Below are 18,501 nucleotides of genomic sequence, written 5' to 3' on the forward strand. Positions count from 1 at the left end.
TCACCCCTCCTTACTTTCCGCTTTAACTTCTTTCAGTGATTCAATTGACTTAATCCAACTTAAAATGTGTGGCTTAGTTATTTCATCCTGACCGTGAAACCAGTAGAACTTTTTTTCTTTTTCAAGAACGTAATAAGGTTCACCAGATCCATTAGGCACAAGAAAATAATGGGTAGCATCTTTTGGTGCTGATTCAAGTATTTCAAATTCACTCATCCCTCAGCTCCCGATTCAACATCCAACAACATGCTGCCTTCCTCTGGATATTCGCTCATCCAAAAGTAATAGCCTTTGCCACTGTGCCCATCTTCAAAAAATTTAATAGTTAGTTCAGTTTCAAGTTGATCTAAATCATTTTCACCATCTGGATTTACAAATTCGAGAAGGCTTTTTAATTGGTGACCATTAAGAGTTATGCTCATTGTTCAGCTCCCGATTCGCTTGGCACTTTATGAAAGTACATCCAATGAGTTGGTGGTTCTATCTCAAAATTTGCCCAAATATGATTTAAGTCTTCATCACAGGTCATATAGTCAATTTCTGGTTGAACATCCGGTGAGTCTGACCAACAAATTAAAACCATAGTGTCTGTTGGTGGCTCTTCATCTTTAGCACTGATCCAAGTTGGCACCGCCTGAGCTTTGGCTTTTTGCCACAATTCCCATTTTTCTTGCATGAAACTATCAACATATCTCCCAATATATGAATATTCATCTTCATCAAGGCTATCTTTCGTAAAAACTTCAAACAAACTTGCTTTTATTGCACATGGTTTTTTTGAATGTTCGTATGCCTCAAACTCACTTCTTAACTTATTAAGATCTGTCATTAGTAAAACTCCTTAACATTAGCCGCACGTTTTTCTTCATCTTTGCAAATCTGGTATGACTCATTAGCAAAGTTTGATGCAATTATGGACTTATCCTCACCATTATAAACAGGGAATGAATAAGCCCAATCCACATTAGCATCCATTAAATTAGCTAATGTATTATCTACACTGCGCATTTCCTCAACCACTTCTTTTGCTTGATACTTTGCATAGCCTTCTTGACGCATCAGCATAGTTGCTTCTGCAAAGTCATACACAGCATCACAAAATCCAGCGTTTGCAAAACTTGGAACCATCAATAACGCAATTAATAATTTTTTCACTTCAAAACCCCTTCTACACCTTTTAAAAACATCATCACATCACCCATTGTTAAATTGCCTTCTTTATGTAAAGCCTTTAACGTCTTGATGTGGCCCGCAACATCATCAATCTTTTGTTGCTGGTGATTATAAATTTTCTCGCATTGCTTATATGCGCTTATATCAAATCTCTCACCCAAGCAAACCTTTCGATAGATTGCATTAAATTCACTCACAATCCACCTCCTTCCAGCATTTACGGCAAACTTTATAAGTCTCGCCAGTTAAATTACTTTCTTTTATTTCCCACTCATGTCGGCAGAATAGGCGTTTTAAAAATTTATAGATCATTTCAATCATCCTTGTTTTGGCGGTTCTGGTAGTGGCATCCAGTGGGTAGCATCTATATCAGCTACTTTTCTACGATATCCGTCATGACAATCTGCCCAGCAAATACCATCCACATTTGATATCCACTTCTTATTTATTCCATTTTTAATTGGATTATTCATTTTTAACCAAGCTACTAATTCATTAGGGCCCGGAAGCTTATCATCAACACTAATCCATTCCATCACTTACCCCTTAACCAATTAAATACGATCATTACAGCGTGATATGCAATCAACACCGACCCTCTAAGCAAATCTGTTACCGCGTACTTTAATACCCTTAGATTTACCCTTAACTCTTTTTGGTGATCCATTTTTCAATACCTTGTATTTGCGCACCACAATTAATGGAAATAAAACCACACTTAGGATTATAGATAAAACACCAGCTAAAGCCCAAAACAACTCAACCAACAATTTAGGCGCATGTTTAAACATCTTAGCCACATCAACAATTGCCAACCATAAAGCTTTAACTAGAATCATTTTATCTCTCCTCTTTATATTCTCAATAGTAAATTATATTTATAATTAATGCAAGAATTTTATGCAAAAAAAATCCGCATCTTGGGGTTAGATACGGATATAAAAAGTTTTTCAGTTCGCTAACTATAGCAAATTTTTAGTTAATTGCAACATCCAATTCAAAAACTTTTATCTTGATTAAACCACCTTTAATAACTGACCCGCGTTCAATATGCAAAATATCAAACTGCTCATCATCATGACATAACCCATTTTTAACAAGACTATCGATAACCGATTTAAGCGAATTATCGCAATCGCGCTTACGCTTATCTGGATAGCAAAAAACAATATCCAGTCTAAGCCGCTTATCACTCATCAATGGTTTTACCCAATGCGCCAAATCTTTTGTAAACTTAACTCCTTTTGGCGTGATAAACCTTCTATTTCCATTTGCCCGCCAATAAGTATTTACTGACGGAGCAACTAGCGGAACTTCGACATCAAGAATTAACTTCATCTTCCTTTCTCATTTCCTCATATCTCAATAAAGAATCAATTGCCTCATGAACATCTTTATCCACATCTTTAACCCCGCGCCCACCAGCACAAAGCAATTTCTTAACTGCATGCTGAATGCACGGATCCGTAACATCAAATAACTTCAATACACGGTAAACATCAATCTCAAGCAAATTAGATACATCTTTAAAATAATGAGAGTGTTTCTTTTCAGTGAAAAAATCAGCACCCACAACAGAATCATCTCCTGTTTGATGAGCTTTTCTATCCCAAACTAATTTATCAGCATTTTTACTATTGATGGAAGTATATTTAACCCACCGTCCATTTGTGACAGTATTCATAAAACAGTTTTTATCGTTAACAAAATTAATCCCACCGCTTACATTCAGTCGAGCTTCGATAGCATCTTCTGGAATTTCAATTTTCTCAACATACTTTGGGCAACAATCCATATCATCACGATAATAATGATACTTTCCATCTTCAGTTTTTAATAACCATTCTTTCATTTCTCACCCTCACATAAAACATAATTACGTTCATCTTCACTTTTCTTAGCTTCTAGCTCAAGGTGAATCTTTTTCCATTGCTCTATTAGCATTTCTTTCGTTTCGCCATCAATTAAAGGCTCAGACCCGTTAATCTTGTCGCGCAATTTCTTTAAACTCATCCCTCAACTCCCAATCCAAATTCAGGATTCATTAACTTAATTGATTTAAACTCCATTTCATGTCTAAAGCTTTTGAATGTAGAAAAGCATGTTAAGCAACAATGATTAGTCTTAACCACAAATTCACCATTACCCACTTCTTTCAAATAAGCCTCAAGCTCATGATTAAAGCCAAGCCATTTCTTTTTAAACCCACCATCATTGACATAAATGTCAGATTCAATGTCACCCAAGAACTGCCACAAATGCATAACGGTATCGGTAGCTAGTTGAAACTCACAATCAACCGTTTCGCCTGTTTTCTCATTAACCGCATGAATTCGACTAACGATATGAAAACTTTGCTCTGCTGGGATGGTCTGCGTCTTTAATGCTAAAGCTAGATCACCCTTATGCGCCTTCATCCAGACTTTAAGAGGAGTATGGGTAGACTCTTGCGGATCCACACCATTAAGCAAGTGATGAAGCTCAATAATATTTTTAGTCTCATTAACTTCCCAAGTCATTTGAAACTTGTGAACCTTCTGCTTTACAACCTGCTTCCCGTTGTATTTTTTATTTCGCTTTTTCATACAGCACCTTTGATTTTTCTTAGCTGCTCTACGACTTGCTTGATCTCGTCTTCGGTTTTCCAAGCGCCAAATCTTTGAAAATATGAGTCGTTTTCATTTCCGCAAACACAAGCCCAATCATAATCTTTTCCACCAAGAAGCTTTAAATACCAATATTTTTCACCCACCTTAGGCTCAAAAGGCTTCGGCAGCTCAAGTTCAAGCTTGACGGTTTGGGGTTTTAGGCGGAATAGTTTTTCATTTAAATACTTCAAAAAAACATCAACCTTACCATCCATTGAGAGAAAGTACGTTTCAATTCCACTTGAAAACTTACCCTCAATTTCCTCTGGATTTACGCCATCCGCCAAAGCTCGCAACGCATCCGCACCGCTAATCAAATCATTATCTTTTAAATCTTCCATCACACACCCCACACCATATTGTGAATTAACTTACTTAACCCCATTACTGCAAAAATCACGATCAAATAAAACAAAACCATGACTTTTGCAAATTCTATAAACTCTTTGCTCATTTGTTGTTAATCTGGTTATTTACGATTACTGTCTGGTTGCCGCCTTTATTTGACAATGACCAGAACAAGCTCCAGAACCAGAACAATACAGACCAACCTAAAAACAAATTCATTGCAAAGATTGACCATTTACTTGCATGCCACGCATAAAACCAATAATACTAGGCGCGAAATACATAATTACTGTAAAAACTAAAACCAATTCCATAATAAAACTCTCTGTTAATTTATATTCTCAATAGTAAATACTATCGAGAACAATTGCAACTGTTTTTTAAATTATTTGCATGTGATTATGGGTTTAATCCTAAATCTCGCATCAAATATATTTAAGATAACCTTGTTTGGATAATAACGCCGACGCAAGCCAGCCGGTCCCGCAGCAACAAATTCATAATTCGAAGTCATAAAATCACCATCCCGACAACTCGAACTTATTAGAATAACCCTTGTTTTGTACTTAGAGTCATAAAAACATGTTTGACCAATAAATGAATCACGCATCATTTTGTCGAAATTATAAAATCTATCATCTGATTTTCTAAACCAAGATTTTAGTATATTTTTCACAATCTACACCCCTTCTCTATCTCTTCATCCGTTGCGTGACGTAAACATTTAGTACCTGCGCGCAAACTATCAATCTTGTGGATAACACTGTCTTTGCTATATTCCTCCTTAAATACAACAAGGTCGCCTATTTCAAAAATATTGTTTTGTCGGCGGTATTCGAGTAAAGCTGATTTTAATTCATCATAGTGCTTTTTTAGCCCTATTTGCGACATTTTTAAGCTTTTTGCTGCCCCATATCCACCCAATCTATCAATTAAATTCATTTAAAAATCCTCTTGGCTTTTTCTGTTACTTTGTAAAAATTACCGTCTTTTTCAACAAATCCAAGCTTAATAAACTCTCGAATAATTACGTTAGCTTGCGGTTGAGAAATCTCAAAGTATTCTTCAAAATCCAATCTACTAAAATACTTTTTTGCATAAAAACTTAAGTAGTGAAGCATCTCAATTCGTTTTTCAAATATTGACATATTAATCACCTTTAATAAGTTGCAATGAAGCTTGCTGAACTGTCATTCCAGAGTCCACAAGGGCTTGCAATTTAGCTTTTGTTTCATCCCACTTTTCCTTTTGCTCTTCTGTTTCAAACTCTAAATAGTTCTTAGGAATAGCCTTATATTTTGGTTTATCAATTTTAGGCGGTTCAATCCAAATAGATTGACTTTCACCTTTAGCAACAAACTCTTTTACCACCTCTACATAAGCATCTTTAAATGCCTCATAAGCATAATATTTTGCTTTCTCGTAATTATTAGCCCATTGCAACTGATTAAACATGCCGTAAACGCGATTGTAAGCCTCTCTCTCCGCGTTTGTGATCTTAGTTGTGCAATCTATCAACCAAGCCTCAATATTCGCCAATGCGGCGTTTTTAGTGCGATATGACGCATGTATTGGGTCAATATCAGAAGTAAATCCCTTAATCCCAAGACACCATTTACGGAACATAGCTGGATCTGGACAATACCCATTGTCGCGCACTTGAATCATTCCCTTTTCAATTTGATCTCGTGTTAAGCCATCAAGACACAACTTGAACGCATAGGCAATTTGTTCACTAGTCAGTCCAGCAAAGGTTTTTTCAAATGAACGTGGAGCAATACCCTTGATTGTTGCGGCTACGTTTACTGGATTGATTGGCTCAACTTGTTTTTCAGTATGGTGTGTAATTTGCATTTTCTAACTCCCATTGTTCGCTCAATTGTTGAAGTTCTTGCATTCGGTTGTTTTGTGGTTGACTGAAATGTTTATCTTGCTTTGGCATATAAACATCAGACCAACTTGAAACAATCGAATTTTCCAGTGCCTGTTTTGCATGAATACCAAAACCATCTAACTTCTTCAGAATCTTTTTTGCTGCCAATTCAGAAAGTGGTTTCTTGATTGATTTACGCATTTCAACAAAATCAATCCAATCTTTCTTTTCTACGTTTGAAGGTAGTTCACAATCAACAGGGTCAAATTTTTTTACTTCGCCCTTATTAATATTAGTATCTTTAATAGTTTCTTTTGATAGTTTCTTTTGTGTGTCAAAATTCTTTACCTTTAGAAGTAAAAATTCTTTACCTTTGATGTTAAAATTTTTTACTAGTAAAGATTTTTTACCTCTAAATTTTAAGAAAACACCATCATGAGAAAATGAAAGATTTAATTCATATTCATTACCGTGTTTTGTAAATCTAGTCTTCTTAATAAGACCAAGATTTATTAACTCATCAATAGCTTTAATTACAGTTGGCTTTGACTTTCCTGTTAGTTCCATGAATTGACTAATTGCAATAGCATCACGTTTTTGATCCCATCCTTTTGTTTTGCGGATAAGAACAACATAAATCTTAAATGCTGAATCACTTAACTTTGCCGCTAAATCATCAATTACAACATTAGGGACTTGCGTGTAGTTGGGCGCATAAACCTTACTCATCTTTATCTGACTCGCACAAGTGGGAAATATCATCAATGGCGCTTGCAATGTGAGACAAAACAACATCACCATAACCATACTTTGCTTCACGGATAGCTACTTGCAAATTTGATTTGCATGACTTAATTGCTTCCTGCAAAGTTTTATTATTTTCTTCACGTTCTAGCAATTGATTCATGCGCTTAGGTGGCAAAACATAAGCTAATGGGCTTCCATACTTTGTTATAATTGCCGGGCGAGCCAATCCAACCAATAAAGCTGGATCTTTCTTAATTTCACTTAGTTTTAAAATATTGGTAATCATTCAGTTCTCCTTAATTTGTTATTAAAATATAGTACTAAATTTGGTACTTGTAAAATCAATAATTCAAATATAAAAAATCAGAAAAACTGATATATAAGTTAAAAAAATACGCCCAAAATTGAGCGCATCTTGTGCTTAAACTATACCTTCACTGGTAAGCTTCTCTATTACCCATTGTTCGCCTTTGTTCGTGAAGCGTGACTGGTTATAGCCATTGTCAGTCTTTTTCATCACGCCCAAGCCCTTGTCGATAAACCATTGTTGAAATACTCGACCTGTCTTGATTGCTCGGTTATAAACATCGAACTGCTCTAACTGCTTATTCAATGCTGTGCCACTCATGCCAAGCTTTTGACCTACCGTAGTGGCATTCATGTAATTATTCACATCCGCTACACGGTCAAAGTATTCAACCTTTGGAGCAGCAAGCTCTAATTGTTTTTGAGCAATCAGCTTTGCTTCAACTTCATCGGCCCAAGCTCTTGCAGCTTCAACTGGATTTGTGAAATCAGGTAATTGCGGTTTTGATAATTTATTTTCCAATTCTGTCATTCGATCAAAAACCAATGCCTGCAATTCATAACTGTAAGACATAGCCATAAGACACGCTTCACGCTTATAAAATACATAACATGGCAATGATCGACCACTTGCATCTTTATACACTGAACGATAATTTTCGCTCAGCTCACCAAGAACCTTTTGAACTTTCGCCATAAAGTCTGCGTGGCGAAGCTGAATTGGTTGATCATCATTTTTTGCACGATATTCATTAATAAAATCCACGATTTCTAACGATGACATTTGTGGGATTTGCTTTGAAGTGGTATTAAGCACTTGTAGATTTTTCATTTTTAATTCTCACTGAATACGAGTTACAATTACATTGTTTCCAACTTGAGTTGTATTAAACTTTCGATCACCATATCGGCGAATAGCATCACGGACTTTTGTTCTCTTAGTGTTTTCAATAATCGTACTTTCAAGCAGCTTTAATTCGCCTAAAAATAAAAATGAAGTTGCTGGCTTAGACAATTCTAATCTCCTTTTGCTTTGTGTGATGTCATTATGTGATGTTTTATTAGTCATGTCTAATAAATAATTTTTATCAATTAAATTAAAGTTAATAATAAAAACTTATATAAATGGCAAATAAAAAGCCCCGAAGGGCTTAATTTATGCAGATTCAATCCTTTGTTTGGCTATATTGAAGTAATTTTCATCAAGTTCTATTCCTATAAAATTCCTGTTTGTATTCACGCATGCAACGCCAGTTGAACCGCTACCCATTGTGAAGTCCAGTACCGTTTCACCTTCCTGCGTGTAAGTTTTGATCAGGTATTCAAGCAAAGCTACAGGTTTTTGGGTTTTATGAAAACCACCTTCACTTTCTGCTGTTTTGAAATATTGAACACTTCTAGGAAACCTAAGACCATCACTTTTCACCTCAACCTGATTAAACTGACCATAAACATCATTATTTGTTTGCTCTTTCCTAACACCCTTGTTATAAGCTTCACCTTTTGTCATTTGTGGTTTATATATTGGTTGTTTAGAGTAAAAAACTGATACCGTTTCATGTGCTCTTAAAGGTTGCCTTTTACTATTAAGGAATCCTGTAGCCTTTGATTTTTCCCAAATCCAATCATATCTGAACATTTTTAAATTGGAGCAACGCAGCAATGAGCTAAAAGGTTCTGAACCAAACAATACAATCGCACCATTAGGTTTGATAATTCGCTTCAATTCAGCCCACATCGGCTCAAACGGAATAACGCTATCCCACTTACATGCAGTTGTTCCATAAGGTGGATCTGTTAAAACCATATCAACTGATCCATCTGGTATAGTTTTCATTAGTTCTAGGCAATCACCATGCATTAAATTAATCATTTCTTGCTCTCCTTCCAGCAATCAAAACATTCATTGTTATAAACACGTCTTAGTAATGAGCCGCATTTGCAAGGCTTGGTATGCTCATAAAATCTCTTGCCCATAGACCTAGCATTTGACCTTGCAATTACATTTGGGCTTATATCCTTTCTAGGCTCTTTATCGCTAATCTTAAATGGTATAGCTGCATAGCCAAAACGGTCAGGGTTCATAAAGCCGTCATTAATTACGTGGTTCATTTCACATCCTTTTCATCAATCAAGATAAAGTTATCAATTGTAAAAATAATATCCTTATAGTTGGTACAACACTTTATCCATTGCTTTACATTTGGCGACCACATCGACACAAACCTATTACCAATGACTCGATAAAACATGTTGTTGTTTCTGTTTTTCAAATATTGAATTACCATTATTTCTTCACCTCAATAACTTTCTTGCAATCCAAACATCTGAGCGTAATTATCTCAGTTTGATTTAAATTGGTATCGAAAGTTGTAGTTTTATTAATTTGCTTGCATTGATCATGTGGGCATTTGTCTTGCTTTTCTTTATCTCGCTTAGCATGGTATTTATCGACAGCAAAGCATATTCCCCACATGATTATCAGGAAAACGACAAGCCTAGTTAAGTCTTCAAAAAAATAATGCATAAACACCTCAAAATAAAACCAATCTTACCTAATTAATTCTCAATAGTAAACTATATATGCAAAATAAAACCCTCACTAGGAGGGTTGATTGCTGTAAATTATTAAATTTCCAAAAGTTTTTTTGTGTCTGGATGGAGCTTAACAATAGCCAAGCCCTTTTCAAAGCTTGGGTGCAGGCGTTTACCAGTTGCTAGACCGTGAATGTGAACGGTTGAAATTCCCGTCTTTCTTGCTAGTTCAGCTTGATTAATTTCACGATATTCTAAAACTTCTTCAATAATTTGTTTCCAGTCCATAAGACCCTCCATTTTTTGTTAGTTTAAATTATTAAATTAGCTATTGCAAATATTAAATAATAGTTTACTATAGGGAATATCTTAACAGGAGAAACAAAGATGAAAATTAATGATTGTTTTATTGAATGCTTAACCAAAGAGTCAAGAAAAGATGTAGAGAGTATTTTAAAATCAAATGGTTTGAGATTTGTTGGAACTAGAGTTTCAGATTGTCTTGGAATTAATGTTCTTTCTGGAACATATACCCACACATATAAAAATGGAGTTAAAAAATTTACATGTAAAGAGTTTATTCAGAAGCATTCAGAAAATGAAATGATCAAAAAAATTCACCAAGCTAAAAAAGAACTTGGTTTAAACAATAGCGAATTGTCTTTAAGAATGGGTAAATCTCGACCTTATATCGCTAAGATGCTTAACCAGCCGCAAAGTGAGAAGGTGCAGAATAAGGTTATTAAAGAAATTGACGAGCTTTTGGAATTTGATAAGCTTTGTAAAGCGAAAGAATATGCAAAAGTTATGAGTGGTAAGACGGAAATCACTATAGAAAATAATTCCAAAGAGGTTGAAATCTCAGCCCTTAAAAAGATCATCGAAAGTAAAGACTTGGCGATCAGTGGATTGATCAAGCAAAACGATGAGGCTAAGAAAATTCATGATAAGGATATTAATACACTGGTCGAGGTAGAAGGAAATCTTATTGGTGCAAAAATTGATTTGGATCGAACAAAAGTTGAATTGGATTACTTTGTTAATCAATACAAGCAATCTGAAGAAGATGTAAATAGCCTTAAATCGAAGATCAAGCGCGAACGAATCATCATTCTGATTGTTATTGTAATTCTAACAGCACTGTTCTTTTTGAAGGGTTCTATCGGTGGTTGAGTTTTGTAAGATTTGTTGCAAGTACAAATTGTTTTTAAATAATTGCTGTAGTGAGTGTGGAATGAGATGAAATATTTAATTTACTGTAAAAGAACAAATAGACATTTGGCGACATATACAAATGCCAAGACGCTAGAAACATTAGATACTTCTCGTTGTTATTTTGAGGAATATGATGAAAAGAAAGTAAATGAGCTTGTTAAAAAGTCAAAGGCAAAAAATGCAAAAACAAGCATTTCATTTAAATCTAAAAACAGTAGTGATGATTATACAAACATAATCAATACAACTGGATATATTTTAACAATGTCTAGCCTTAATAGCTATAGCTCATCATCAAGTAGCTGCGACTCATCTAGTAACTCAAGTTATGATTCATCTAGTAGCTCATCCTGCGACTCATCTAGTTGGTAAAAAATTAGCTCCTTCGGGAGCTTTTTTTAACATTTACGCTTGACATTAATACTCAATTCATTTACTATTGAGAATATAAACAAGGGGTAAACATTATGAAAAATGCATTAATTTTAGCTGCTTCTGTTGCGTTAGCTGCATGTTCAGGTAAACCAGTTATTACTGGCCCATATGAAGTTGAGTCATTAGATATGGAGCATAACGTAGCTGCCATTAAGTCTGGTGATTTGGTTTTAGAAGTTGAATTTGAAGGTCGATTCTTTAAAGATGGTAATGGATATACATCATGGAATGATGTTGAAGTTAAGTCTGTAAATGACGTTAAAGTTTACAACGAAGATGGTGAAACAGAAGACTATGTTTTACCTAGCAAAGAAGTATCAAACATTGTTCAAGTTATTGAGAATGAAATTGCGGAGAAAATGTAATGAGTTGGCTTGATGATGTGAAAGAACATGGTGCGGATGCTTACTTCTGGTCAATTGAAACAGCTTATCAAATGAATGTGATTGACTCTAAAGAGTACAGAAAACGCATGCATGAATATAGAGATATTCAGCACCAAGAAAGACAGGAAACATTACTTAAATTATTGGAGATTTCTAAATGAGTGATTTAAATTATCTAAAAAAACAGTTAAAAAATGCGCAAGACTTGTACAAAACGTATGATCCGAATTCAATTATGGGTTGTCATTATTCATCAAAAATAGCTCTCTTGAAAAGAGAAATAGCTAAAAAAACTGGAGTGGTAAAATGAGCAACTTAACTCAACAGCAAAAACAAAATGCATTAGCGATTAAACAAACGCTTAGCAATCCATCGGTGATGAAGCGCATTGAGGAAATGATAGGGCGTAAATCTGATAGCTATATTACGTCTGTAATGCAGGTTATTAATTCAAACGGATTACTGGCGCAATCAACTCCAGAATCCGTGATAGGCGCTGTTTATACGGCTTGTGCGCTTAATTTGCCACTAAATAATAATCTTGGGTTTGCTTATATTGTTCCGTTCAAAAATCGACAAACTGGCAACCAAGAAGCACAATTTCAGATGGGGTGGAAAGGCTACTTGCAGTTAGCACAGCGCTCTGGTCAGATTAAAAAGATTGCTTCAATTGCAGTTTATGACACCGATACAGAAGAAAGCGTAAAGGCTCGTTTAACTTCATTCATTCCACAAAAAGTTAGTGGTGAGGTTATTGGGTATCTAGCTTATCTTGAGACTGTGACAGGGTTTGAAGCTCATTTAACAATGACTAATGAAGAACTTGAGCAGCATGCAAGCAAGTATAGTCAGACGTATAAGACTGCAAAGTCGAAAGGGCAAAGCTATTCTGTATGGCATCAGAATTGGGATGCAATGTGTCAAAAGACTGTCATTAAGTTGCTTATCTCAAAATATGCACCTATGTCGGTTGAGCTCCAACAAGCGATTGAATTTGATCAAGCTGTGATTAATGAAGATGGTGAAGCTTCATATGTTGATAATGATCAAGAGAATGAAAAGCCATTAGCTCGATTGATTTCTGAGGATCAATTCCCGCAATTCGTGGCGGCTATTGAAGCTGGAAGTTTAACTAAAGAGCACGCTTTAAATCCAGATATTTACGCATTAAGCGAAGAACAAAAGAAAATAGTTGAGGCGTTATGAATCTAATTTTTCGATGTTCTGAACTGCATCGACTAATGGGAAATGCAAAGTCTATTGACTCTGCATTTCTCACAGAAGAAGTTCAAGCAATAAAGGCAAAGAAAAAGCGTACCGATGAAGAACAGAAGATTTTAGATGATCTTTTGGATAAAACCTTATCGGCCACAGCTAAAACATTGGTTAAGGAAAAGGTTAGGCAGTTAAGACATAAAGCTCCAAGTAAGTTTACTGGAAGTAAAGAGACAAGAAAAGGTAATTTGGTTGAAGATGACGCAATCTTGTTTCTAATGCAACAGAAGTTTATTAGTGCTGAAAAAAATACGATTCGCTTTACTAATGACTGGATTACTGGCGAACCAGACATTATTACTAACACAGCAATACGTGATACAAAGTGTCCGTGGTCATATTGGACTATGGAGTATTTTAAAGAAGATATTGAGAGTAAGGCTTTAGATGCTGGTTATGATTGGCAACAATTGGGGTATATGTGGTTATTAAGAGAGAATCACGATTGTGAGCCTAAAATAATTAATGAGGCTTATCTTGATTTTATTCTAATGCCGACTCCAAAAGAGTGTTTAACTAGATATGATGATGAATACTTACATATCGATTATGTTTTAGAAATGAGTCCTAGTGATCGTATTTCATCATATAAGGTTGAATATGATCAAAAGAAAGTTGATTTAATTAAACTAAAAGTCGAAATGGCTAGAGAATATGCCAAGACTTTAGTTTTTGGAGGATAAATGAAAATTAAAGAATCATTGGTCTTTATGTTTGTTGTTTGGATGCAGAAAGGTGGGCATAACTTAAACGAGCGTAAAGGCAATATTGTTATGCGTAAAAATGGGAAGGTGGCTGAAATTTATTTTTCAGATGCTGATTATTATGAAATTAACGACTATTGCAAAGAACGATATGAATTGTTTTTGACGCAATGGTTTAAATATGGAGTGGAATTTATCAAGAATTTAAACCGTGAAGGTGCGTTAGAAGTGATGCGTAATAGAGGGCAAAGATATTTGGAGTTGAAGAAATGAGTAAATATGATTGGTCGAATGTTCCTAAAGAGGTTAATTGGATTGCAACAGATTCGGACGGTTATACCTTTGGTTATGCGGAGAAGCCCTATAATGGTGGTTTTTGTTGGTATGCGTTGAATCCAAAACACACAAAACAAACATTTGAGGGGAATTGGAAAGATTCACTAGAGGAAAGGCCAAAATGAACCCAATAGCAATGATTTTATTATCTTTTGCATTGAGTTTTGTTTTTGTGGTTGTTTTATATTTATATGAGGCATATAAGCGGAAACGATACGTGCAAAGAAAACAAGATGATCAACGTAAATTTAATCCTATTCGTGAAAAAGTGTGGTGGAGAAAGTAATGGAACAATTAATTAAACAAATCGAACAATGGGCATCAGACAGAAATATTATCAAAGGTTCAAAACCAATTGACCAAGCCATGAAGTTATTTAGTGAGTTCGGTGAGCTTGCGGATTCAATTGCAAAATCAAATCTAAATGGAATTATCGATGGGGTTGGAGACTGTTTTGTTGTTTTAACAAACTTATGTAAAATGCATGGTCACAGCATAAGTGATCATATTGGGTCTTACGGGAGATCTACTAATCCAAAGAAAACCATAATTGATTTATCTGAATGCTTATACCAAATATCAGAAAGCAATGAACTAGAAGTTGATTTAGATGATTATATTGCTCCAATAGATATGGCGGTAAGTCATCTTGATGCAATAGCATTACATTGTGACTTAACGTTAGAACAGTGTGTTGAGTACTCATATAATGAAATTAAAGATCGAGTTGGAGTACTTTGGAATGGAACATTCGTAAAAAGTACTGATGAAAATTACAATGATGTTTTAAAAATGTATCAAGACTCAATGGAGGAAAATTACAGTGCTTGATAAATTTGTAAAGTCATTGGGTTTTCTAGGTATTGATGCATCTAATATGAATTATCAAACTTGTGAAAAGAATCATTATAAGTTTGAAGATGAAAATATAGATAAGCATTGGCGTTGTTTTTATGCTTTTTATAAAAATGGTTTTGAAGCAGGTCACAAGTTTGGATGGAATGCCGCTTGTGATGAATTTGGATCTACGGCAATAAGGTTGATTAAGAAATGAAAGATTTTGATTTTGAGCAACTAAACGACGATACTAAAGTTTTGATTGTTAAGTTTAGTAATGATGATTATGTAAATAATACAGATGTGATTTCAGGTTACTTTGACCAGATAAGATCTATTCTCTCAAAGAAGGATATTGAGGTTATATTTATTAGTGATCATTTGGAGTTGCTACACCTTTCAAAAACTGAAATGAAAGAATTGTTTAAAAAATAAAGACAAGCCCCGTAATGGGGCTTTCTTAATTCACGCATTGAACGCAGACTACAACGTGAATGTTATTTTTGATTGAGTGGGCGGTGCAGCCCACCATATTAACCGCTAGTGCCAAGCTTAAGATTATTCGCAACACGATTCATCCATCCCTTGCCAAAATTAGAGAATGAGCTTAATGACGTGTAAAAAGAAATACGAAAAGAATAGAACCTTAACAGTAATTCCTTTTCATCAATCGCTTTTATAGCTGCTAATGTGTTAGGGCCAATAATTCCATCATCTTTAACACCAGCAGCTTGCTGAAGTGTCTTGATACCACGACTAACACCACTATTTACCGATACATCAAAAACATGGAATTTTAAGCCTTCTGGCAATAAATCGCATTTTGCCTTATCCCAATAATCGCGCTTATAAATTGCCTTTGCTTGATCAAGAGTAAGATTTTTAATATCCAGATTTGGGTAGCTATTTGCGGCAATTCCGTACTTAGTGCCCTTTAACTGGCCAACTCCAACTTTGCCGCCTGTCCAGTTGCCAGCATCGTTTTTATTGAGTGTAAAGCCGCCCTCATGGCCGATAGTTGTATCAAATGCTTTGTCAAAGTTCATGTTTCTTCACCTTTAAGTATTCATGGATAAAACGGATTGTTAAGCAACCAAGACCAAGACGGACCAATATTTCAGCATCTTGCATGTGTCCATATAAATCTTTGCCTTGTAATGTATTGATGAACATTGCAGTAACACCGATAGCAAGGATGAACATGATTACGTCAACATGTACGGGAAAGCTAATCTTAGGATGGAACACCACAAACATTAAACTACCAGTAATCAAAAAAAAGCTTAGGTAATTAAGAAACGTCATCATCTAACTTCACTCCCGTTTTAGATTCAATTTCTACCTTACTACGCTTTTCGATAGCTTTAATTAGCATTTTTGCTAACGTAATGCCACCCATGCCATAAATAAAGCCGAAAACTTCAACATATCCACCGCCAGTTAGAAGGCCTGCTGTTGGGGTTGAAAGAGCTGCGCACAAGATAACGCCAACAACCCAGCTAATAACTCGTTCGGCTAATGGCTTGCCAGAAGGCACTAGGGCGGTGACTGTTGCGCCAGCCACCCCCATAAATATGACGCCTACATGAGCTTTTAGCCACTCCAGAATCATGTTAACAAAATCCACTATAGATTCATCCTATATAAGTTTTACTTATAATAGCAAAAACCACCCGAGGGGGTTTACAATTCATTAAGTAGAAATATTAATTATGTAGCTTGCACATTTCCTGTCGCAAAGATCTCCATTGCAAATCTACCAGAAGTGGAACCAACGGCAGTTGCAACCAACACGTCAGAGCTATTGATTGACCATGTGAATGATGGGCTGCTTGCGGATGCACCAGTTGTCAATCCAACACTTCCAATTTGTGTAATGTACTTGGTGCTCCCAATAGCTGTGACTAGCAACTCATATACGGCACTATTAGTACCTGAAGTTGCTGTAGTTCCAAAGATAGCATTGACTAAAAGTCTACCTCCGTAAGATGCACCAGAAATACTGGGGTGGGATAGGGAGGCAACACCCACAGAACTACCAACTGTAAAATCTCTATTGATAGTTTTTTTATAGTTATGTTTGTAGCTAGTCAGATTCGTGATTTTAGCTGCCTGAAAATTCCTGGAATCTGCATTAAATCCCGATGGCATTGTTAAAGTTCGGATGTCTCCGATAGAACCACCTGTAGCCAGTGTAAAGTGGTTAGCTATAGAGTTTTCAATAAGCGCAACATCGTTTAACACACCTATACTACTTTCAACTATTGCACTGATTAACTGCCCGTAACACCCCTCAAAAATGTATTTCGGGTAGTTAGCCATAGTATTTTTTCCGATGGCGACAGAGCAAGGTCGGTTCATGTGTATGCCTTGAAACTTGATCAGAGGCACAAATCCAGTTGCACTATTACCCAACGTTTTAATCACGTATGGCGTACTGGTATTAGCCTCAATATAACCACCTATGAACATGATTGGGCTAGATGCTGTACATTTAATCAAAGCTTCTGTGCAGAGATTTTGTTCTAAATCACATGCGAAGAAGTGCCATTGCGTACCGTAAGAGTCCCATTCGATCATACAATCATCTGTACCCCTTCTAAAGATACAGTTGTAGAAAGTGTTGGCGTTTGGTTCTCGCGTACCAACTATACCAAGTGATCGAATAGCTTTAAATCCGACAGAGTTTGTGGTAGACATGTATGTTCCAAAATCACACTTTTGAAAATCACATAAGATTAAGTTAGCATCGATCCCGTAACGCAATGATCTGTCAAAAACACAATGATCAAAAGTGCTTTGAGATAAATATCCATTGCTTGTGCTTCGAAACGCTGTAGCTGTTCCACCAGTGCTAGCTTTAAACATCAACTTACCGAAATAAGACGACTCAGAGCTAAACCCTGCTTTCACTGTAAATATTGGGATGTCAGCCGTAGCTGTAATGCTTCTGCTAAATTGAACTGCCCCACCATCACCTTCGATTCTGAGAGTTGCGTCTAGTTCTGTAGTTGTGTTGACTTTTAGATCGAAATCTACAATCAATTTCACTTTTAACGCCGTTGCAATGTTTACAGCTAAATCCAGTGCTGCGGAGTGGTCACTTGCAGACGGGTCTGCTCCACAAGCCGATACAGTCAGCACATTTGATGAAAACTGTTTTACCCAGCCATTAATAACTGTTACGCCGTTGTTTATTGAGGATTGCGTAGAGTCATATTTAAAATGATCGCCACCCAGATATTGCCCCACGTAATATCCAGTCATCAGTACAACTTGACCATCACTGCCTGAAAGCCCTTCTAATTCTACTTTTGAGCTAACAACACCTTTAAGCTTCATCAACCAACCAGCCATGCCAATATTCGGATTATTGACATTATTAGCAATTGTTGATTGAACAATATCACCATTATCAAGCATCAAACGAGCATTTAACGGATAACCACCTATCTTATCTGCATGCTCTTGATCGAACTCATAAGACATGCCGTTGTTAAGATGTACTAAATGTTGCGTAACTAGGTTGAACATTCCATTGAAATCATTTCGCTCAGGAGGAATACCCCCCTCAGAAATCTTTTGTTGAGTGATTGGAGGGAATCCAACTTGCATGGTCGCATTTTGCGGTTCAGCGCCAACTGATTCTGGAATAATGTTTTTATCGCCATTTTCAGCGAACG

35 protein-coding genes are annotated in these 18,501 nt (G+C 35.9%); 10 read left to right on the top strand and 25 right to left on the bottom strand.

Annotated features, from left to right (window positions below):
• From C7457_RS08370 to C7457_RS08485, 22 genes are all read right to left on the bottom strand, one after another.
• Complete coding sequence (locus C7457_RS08370; protein WP_002061614.1) at positions 1-216, bottom strand: hypothetical protein; 216 nt, start codon at positions 214-216, stop codon at positions 1-3.
• Complete coding sequence (locus C7457_RS08375) at positions 213-422, bottom strand: hypothetical protein (protein WP_121171956.1); 210 nt, start codon at positions 420-422, stop codon at positions 213-215. Before C7457_RS08375 ends, C7457_RS08370 begins: the two co-directional genes overlap by 4 nt.
• Positions 419-829, bottom strand: coding sequence for a DUF551 domain-containing protein (locus tag C7457_RS08380; RefSeq protein ID WP_121171958.1), 411 nt, complete (start codon positions 827-829; stop codon positions 419-421). The genes C7457_RS08375 and C7457_RS08380 overlap by 4 nt, the downstream gene beginning before the upstream one ends.
• Positions 829-1,155: a hypothetical protein gene (locus tag C7457_RS08385; RefSeq protein WP_121171960.1), complete on the bottom strand. Its 327-nt coding sequence runs from the start codon at positions 1,153-1,155 to the stop codon at positions 829-831. The genes C7457_RS08380 and C7457_RS08385 overlap by 1 nt, the downstream gene beginning before the upstream one ends.
• Positions 1,152-1,370 carry a hypothetical protein gene (locus tag C7457_RS08390; protein WP_211321838.1) on the bottom strand — a complete coding sequence of 73 codons (219 nt, stop codon included), beginning with the start codon at positions 1,368-1,370 and terminating at the stop codon, positions 1,152-1,154. The genes C7457_RS08385 and C7457_RS08390 overlap by 4 nt, the downstream gene beginning before the upstream one ends.
• Positions 1,371-1,490: 120 nt before the next feature.
• A complete protein-coding gene (locus tag C7457_RS08395) occupies positions 1,491-1,709 on the bottom strand; it encodes a DUF551 domain-containing protein (RefSeq protein ID WP_121171964.1) in 219 nt (72 codons plus the stop codon).
• Between the two features lie 63 nt (positions 1,710-1,772).
• Positions 1,773-2,012 carry a hypothetical protein gene (locus C7457_RS08400; protein WP_121171966.1) on the bottom strand — a complete coding sequence of 80 codons (240 nt, stop codon included), beginning with the start codon at positions 2,010-2,012 and terminating at the stop codon, positions 1,773-1,775.
• Between the two features lie 136 nt (positions 2,013-2,148).
• Entirely contained in the window at positions 2,149-2,511 is a 363-nt protein-coding gene (locus C7457_RS08405; RefSeq protein ID WP_121171968.1) for a RusA family crossover junction endodeoxyribonuclease, read from the bottom strand.
• A complete protein-coding gene (locus tag C7457_RS08865) occupies positions 2,495-3,025 on the bottom strand; it encodes a hypothetical protein (RefSeq protein WP_211321839.1) in 531 nt (176 codons plus the stop codon). Before C7457_RS08865 ends, C7457_RS08405 begins: the two co-directional genes overlap by 17 nt.
• Positions 3,022-3,186, bottom strand: coding sequence for a hypothetical protein (locus tag C7457_RS08800; protein ID WP_170137401.1), 165 nt, complete (start codon positions 3,184-3,186; stop codon positions 3,022-3,024). The genes C7457_RS08865 and C7457_RS08800 overlap by 4 nt, the downstream gene beginning before the upstream one ends.
• Complete coding sequence (locus C7457_RS08415; RefSeq protein ID WP_121171970.1) at positions 3,183-3,758, bottom strand: hypothetical protein; 576 nt, start codon at positions 3,756-3,758, stop codon at positions 3,183-3,185. Before C7457_RS08415 ends, C7457_RS08800 begins: the two co-directional genes overlap by 4 nt.
• Positions 3,755-4,162: a hypothetical protein gene (locus C7457_RS08420; protein WP_211321840.1), complete on the bottom strand. Its 408-nt coding sequence runs from the start codon at positions 4,160-4,162 to the stop codon at positions 3,755-3,757. Before C7457_RS08420 ends, C7457_RS08415 begins: the two co-directional genes overlap by 4 nt.
• A 679-nt stretch (positions 4,163-4,841) precedes the next feature.
• Positions 4,842-5,111, bottom strand: coding sequence for a hypothetical protein (locus C7457_RS08435; protein ID WP_121171976.1), 270 nt, complete (start codon positions 5,109-5,111; stop codon positions 4,842-4,844).
• Entirely contained in the window at positions 5,108-5,317 is a 210-nt protein-coding gene (locus C7457_RS08440; RefSeq protein ID WP_121171978.1) for a hypothetical protein, read from the bottom strand. Before C7457_RS08440 ends, C7457_RS08435 begins: the two co-directional genes overlap by 4 nt.
• Before the next feature lies 1 nt (position 5,318).
• On the bottom strand, positions 5,319-6,023 hold the full coding sequence (locus C7457_RS08445; protein WP_121171980.1) for a hypothetical protein: 705 nt from the start codon (positions 6,021-6,023) through the stop codon (positions 5,319-5,321).
• Positions 6,001-6,771 carry a replication protein gene (locus tag C7457_RS08450; protein WP_121171982.1) on the bottom strand — a complete coding sequence of 257 codons (771 nt, stop codon included), beginning with the start codon at positions 6,769-6,771 and terminating at the stop codon, positions 6,001-6,003. The genes C7457_RS08445 and C7457_RS08450 overlap by 23 nt, the downstream gene beginning before the upstream one ends.
• Complete coding sequence (locus C7457_RS08455) at positions 6,764-7,075, bottom strand: hypothetical protein (protein ID WP_121171984.1); 312 nt, start codon at positions 7,073-7,075, stop codon at positions 6,764-6,766. Before C7457_RS08455 ends, C7457_RS08450 begins: the two co-directional genes overlap by 8 nt.
• A gap of 135 nt (positions 7,076-7,210) precedes the next feature.
• The gene (locus C7457_RS08460; RefSeq protein WP_121171986.1) at positions 7,211-7,927 is read right to left on the bottom strand and encodes a phage antirepressor KilAC domain-containing protein; all 717 of its coding nucleotides are present in this window, start codon (positions 7,925-7,927) and stop codon (positions 7,211-7,213) included.
• A gap of 9 nt (positions 7,928-7,936) precedes the next feature.
• Entirely contained in the window at positions 7,937-8,110 is a 174-nt protein-coding gene (locus C7457_RS08805) for a hypothetical protein (protein WP_170137402.1), read from the bottom strand.
• A 141-nt stretch (positions 8,111-8,251) separates the two neighbouring features.
• Positions 8,252-8,968 (bottom strand): DNA-methyltransferase, encoded by a 717-nt coding sequence (locus tag C7457_RS08465; RefSeq protein ID WP_211321841.1) that lies wholly within the window; start codon positions 8,966-8,968, stop codon positions 8,252-8,254.
• Positions 8,965-9,207 (bottom strand): hypothetical protein, encoded by a 243-nt coding sequence (locus tag C7457_RS08470; protein ID WP_121171988.1) that lies wholly within the window; start codon positions 9,205-9,207, stop codon positions 8,965-8,967. Before C7457_RS08470 ends, C7457_RS08465 begins: the two co-directional genes overlap by 4 nt.
• A gap of 516 nt (positions 9,208-9,723) precedes the next feature.
• A complete protein-coding gene (locus tag C7457_RS08485) occupies positions 9,724-9,918 on the bottom strand; it encodes a helix-turn-helix domain-containing protein (RefSeq protein WP_121171994.1) in 195 nt (64 codons plus the stop codon).
• 99 nt (positions 9,919-10,017) lie between these two features.
• Here C7457_RS08485 and C7457_RS08490 point away from each other — a divergent pair, with 99 nt between their 5' ends.
• The 10 genes from C7457_RS08490 to C7457_RS08540 all read left to right on the top strand — a co-directional run bounded on the left by C7457_RS08490 (position 10,018) and on the right by C7457_RS08540 (position 15,253).
• The gene (locus C7457_RS08490) at positions 10,018-10,803 is read left to right on the top strand and encodes a hypothetical protein (protein WP_211321842.1); all 786 of its coding nucleotides are present in this window, start codon (positions 10,018-10,020) and stop codon (positions 10,801-10,803) included.
• 509 nt (positions 10,804-11,312) lie between these two features.
• Entirely contained in the window at positions 11,313-11,645 is a 333-nt protein-coding gene (locus C7457_RS08500) for a hypothetical protein (RefSeq protein WP_121171998.1), read from the top strand.
• On the top strand, positions 11,645-11,827 hold the full coding sequence (locus C7457_RS08505) for a hypothetical protein (RefSeq protein ID WP_121172000.1): 183 nt from the start codon (positions 11,645-11,647) through the stop codon (positions 11,825-11,827). The genes C7457_RS08500 and C7457_RS08505 overlap by 1 nt, the downstream gene beginning before the upstream one ends.
• Before the next feature lie 145 nt (positions 11,828-11,972).
• Positions 11,973-12,872, top strand: coding sequence for a recombinase RecT (locus C7457_RS08510; protein ID WP_121172002.1), 900 nt, complete (start codon positions 11,973-11,975; stop codon positions 12,870-12,872).
• Complete coding sequence (locus tag C7457_RS08515) at positions 12,869-13,624, top strand: translocation protein TolB precursor (protein ID WP_121172004.1); 756 nt, start codon at positions 12,869-12,871, stop codon at positions 13,622-13,624. The genes C7457_RS08510 and C7457_RS08515 overlap by 4 nt, the downstream gene beginning before the upstream one ends.
• Positions 13,625-13,918, top strand: coding sequence for a hypothetical protein (locus C7457_RS08520; RefSeq protein ID WP_121172006.1), 294 nt, complete (start codon positions 13,625-13,627; stop codon positions 13,916-13,918).
• Positions 13,915-14,106, top strand: coding sequence for a hypothetical protein (locus C7457_RS08810; protein ID WP_121172008.1), 192 nt, complete (start codon positions 13,915-13,917; stop codon positions 14,104-14,106). The genes C7457_RS08520 and C7457_RS08810 overlap by 4 nt, the downstream gene beginning before the upstream one ends.
• Before the next feature lie 160 nt (positions 14,107-14,266).
• The gene (locus C7457_RS08530; RefSeq protein ID WP_121172010.1) at positions 14,267-14,812 is read left to right on the top strand and encodes a MazG-like family protein; all 546 of its coding nucleotides are present in this window, start codon (positions 14,267-14,269) and stop codon (positions 14,810-14,812) included.
• Positions 14,805-15,035 (top strand): hypothetical protein, encoded by a 231-nt coding sequence (locus C7457_RS08535; RefSeq protein WP_121172012.1) that lies wholly within the window; start codon positions 14,805-14,807, stop codon positions 15,033-15,035. The genes C7457_RS08530 and C7457_RS08535 overlap by 8 nt, the downstream gene beginning before the upstream one ends.
• Entirely contained in the window at positions 15,032-15,253 is a 222-nt protein-coding gene (locus tag C7457_RS08540; RefSeq protein WP_121172014.1) for a hypothetical protein, read from the top strand. The genes C7457_RS08535 and C7457_RS08540 overlap by 4 nt, the downstream gene beginning before the upstream one ends.
• A gap of 98 nt (positions 15,254-15,351) precedes the next feature.
• Here C7457_RS08540 and C7457_RS08545 read toward each other — a convergent pair whose 3' ends face one another.
• The 3 genes from C7457_RS08545 to C7457_RS08870 all read right to left on the bottom strand — a co-directional run.
• A complete protein-coding gene (locus C7457_RS08545) occupies positions 15,352-15,864 on the bottom strand; it encodes a glycoside hydrolase family 108 protein (RefSeq protein ID WP_121172016.1) in 513 nt (170 codons plus the stop codon).
• 245 nt (positions 15,865-16,109) lie between these two features.
• The gene (locus C7457_RS08555; RefSeq protein ID WP_211321843.1) at positions 16,110-16,445 is read right to left on the bottom strand and encodes a hypothetical protein; all 336 of its coding nucleotides are present in this window, start codon (positions 16,443-16,445) and stop codon (positions 16,110-16,112) included.
• 83 nt (positions 16,446-16,528) lie between these two features.
• On the bottom strand, positions 16,529-18,501 hold a 1,973-nt coding region (locus C7457_RS08870; RefSeq protein WP_211321844.1), incomplete at its 5' end, for a hypothetical protein.

This window comes from Thermovibrio guaymasensis, from assembly GCF_003633715.1.
Lineage (GTDB): Bacteria > Aquificota > Aquificia > Desulfurobacteriales > Desulfurobacteriaceae > Thermovibrio > Thermovibrio guaymasensis.

Coding starts and splice junctions, on each gene's coding strand:
- C7457_RS08520 (WP_121172006.1), top strand. CDS start 13,625: ATGAAAATTAAAGAATCATTGGTCTTTATGTTTGTTGTTTGGATGCAG.
- C7457_RS08435 (WP_121171976.1), bottom strand. CDS start 5,111: ATGAATTTAATTGATAGATTGGGTGGATATGGGGCAGCAAAAAGCTTA.
- C7457_RS08800 (WP_170137401.1), bottom strand. CDS start 3,186: ATGAGTTTAAAGAAATTGCGCGACAAGATTAACGGGTCTGAGCCTTTA.
- C7457_RS08405 (WP_121171968.1), bottom strand. CDS start 2,511: ATGAAGTTAATTCTTGATGTCGAAGTTCCGCTAGTTGCTCCGTCAGTA.
- C7457_RS08415 (WP_121171970.1), bottom strand. CDS start 3,758: ATGAAAAAGCGAAATAAAAAATACAACGGGAAGCAGGTTGTAAAGCAG.
- C7457_RS08530 (WP_121172010.1), top strand. CDS start 14,267: ATGGAACAATTAATTAAACAAATCGAACAATGGGCATCAGACAGAAAT.
- C7457_RS08445 (WP_121171980.1), bottom strand. CDS start 6,023: ATGCAAATTACACACCATACTGAAAAACAAGTTGAGCCAATCAATCCA.
- C7457_RS08470 (WP_121171988.1), bottom strand. CDS start 9,207: ATGAACCACGTAATTAATGACGGCTTTATGAACCCTGACCGTTTTGGC.
- C7457_RS08450 (WP_121171982.1), bottom strand. CDS start 6,771: ATGAGTAAGGTTTATGCGCCCAACTACACGCAAGTCCCTAATGTTGTA.
- C7457_RS08865 (WP_211321839.1), bottom strand. CDS start 3,025: ATGAAAGAATGGTTATTAAAAACTGAAGATGGAAAGTATCATTATTAT.
- C7457_RS08460 (WP_121171986.1), bottom strand. CDS start 7,927: ATGAAAAATCTACAAGTGCTTAATACCACTTCAAAGCAAATCCCACAA.
- C7457_RS08395 (WP_121171964.1), bottom strand. CDS start 1,709: ATGGAATGGATTAGTGTTGATGATAAGCTTCCGGGCCCTAATGAATTA.
- C7457_RS08485 (WP_121171994.1), bottom strand. CDS start 9,918: ATGGACTGGAAACAAATTATTGAAGAAGTTTTAGAATATCGTGAAATT.
- C7457_RS08500 (WP_121171998.1), top strand. CDS start 11,313: ATGAAAAATGCATTAATTTTAGCTGCTTCTGTTGCGTTAGCTGCATGT.
- C7457_RS08465 (WP_211321841.1), bottom strand. CDS start 8,968: ATGATTAATTTAATGCATGGTGATTGCCTAGAACTAATGAAAACTATA.
- C7457_RS08810 (WP_121172008.1), top strand. CDS start 13,915: ATGAGTAAATATGATTGGTCGAATGTTCCTAAAGAGGTTAATTGGATT.
- C7457_RS08510 (WP_121172002.1), top strand. CDS start 11,973: ATGAGCAACTTAACTCAACAGCAAAAACAAAATGCATTAGCGATTAAA.
- C7457_RS08490 (WP_211321842.1), top strand. CDS start 10,018: ATGAAAATTAATGATTGTTTTATTGAATGCTTAACCAAAGAGTCAAGA.
- C7457_RS08370 (WP_002061614.1), bottom strand. CDS start 216: ATGAGTGAATTTGAAATACTTGAATCAGCACCAAAAGATGCTACCCAT.
- C7457_RS08505 (WP_121172000.1), top strand. CDS start 11,645: ATGAGTTGGCTTGATGATGTGAAAGAACATGGTGCGGATGCTTACTTC.
- C7457_RS08455 (WP_121171984.1), bottom strand. CDS start 7,075: ATGATTACCAATATTTTAAAACTAAGTGAAATTAAGAAAGATCCAGCT.
- C7457_RS08375 (WP_121171956.1), bottom strand. CDS start 422: ATGAGCATAACTCTTAATGGTCACCAATTAAAAAGCCTTCTCGAATTT.
- C7457_RS08420 (WP_211321840.1), bottom strand. CDS start 4,162: ATGGAAGATTTAAAAGATAATGATTTGATTAGCGGTGCGGATGCGTTG.
- C7457_RS08400 (WP_121171966.1), bottom strand. CDS start 2,012: ATGATTCTAGTTAAAGCTTTATGGTTGGCAATTGTTGATGTGGCTAAG.
- C7457_RS08540 (WP_121172014.1), top strand. CDS start 15,032: ATGAAAGATTTTGATTTTGAGCAACTAAACGACGATACTAAAGTTTTG.
- C7457_RS08380 (WP_121171958.1), bottom strand. CDS start 829: ATGACAGATCTTAATAAGTTAAGAAGTGAGTTTGAGGCATACGAACAT.
- C7457_RS08545 (WP_121172016.1), bottom strand. CDS start 15,864: ATGAACTTTGACAAAGCATTTGATACAACTATCGGCCATGAGGGCGGC.
- C7457_RS08440 (WP_121171978.1), bottom strand. CDS start 5,317: ATGTCAATATTTGAAAAACGAATTGAGATGCTTCACTACTTAAGTTTT.
- C7457_RS08515 (WP_121172004.1), top strand. CDS start 12,869: ATGAATCTAATTTTTCGATGTTCTGAACTGCATCGACTAATGGGAAAT.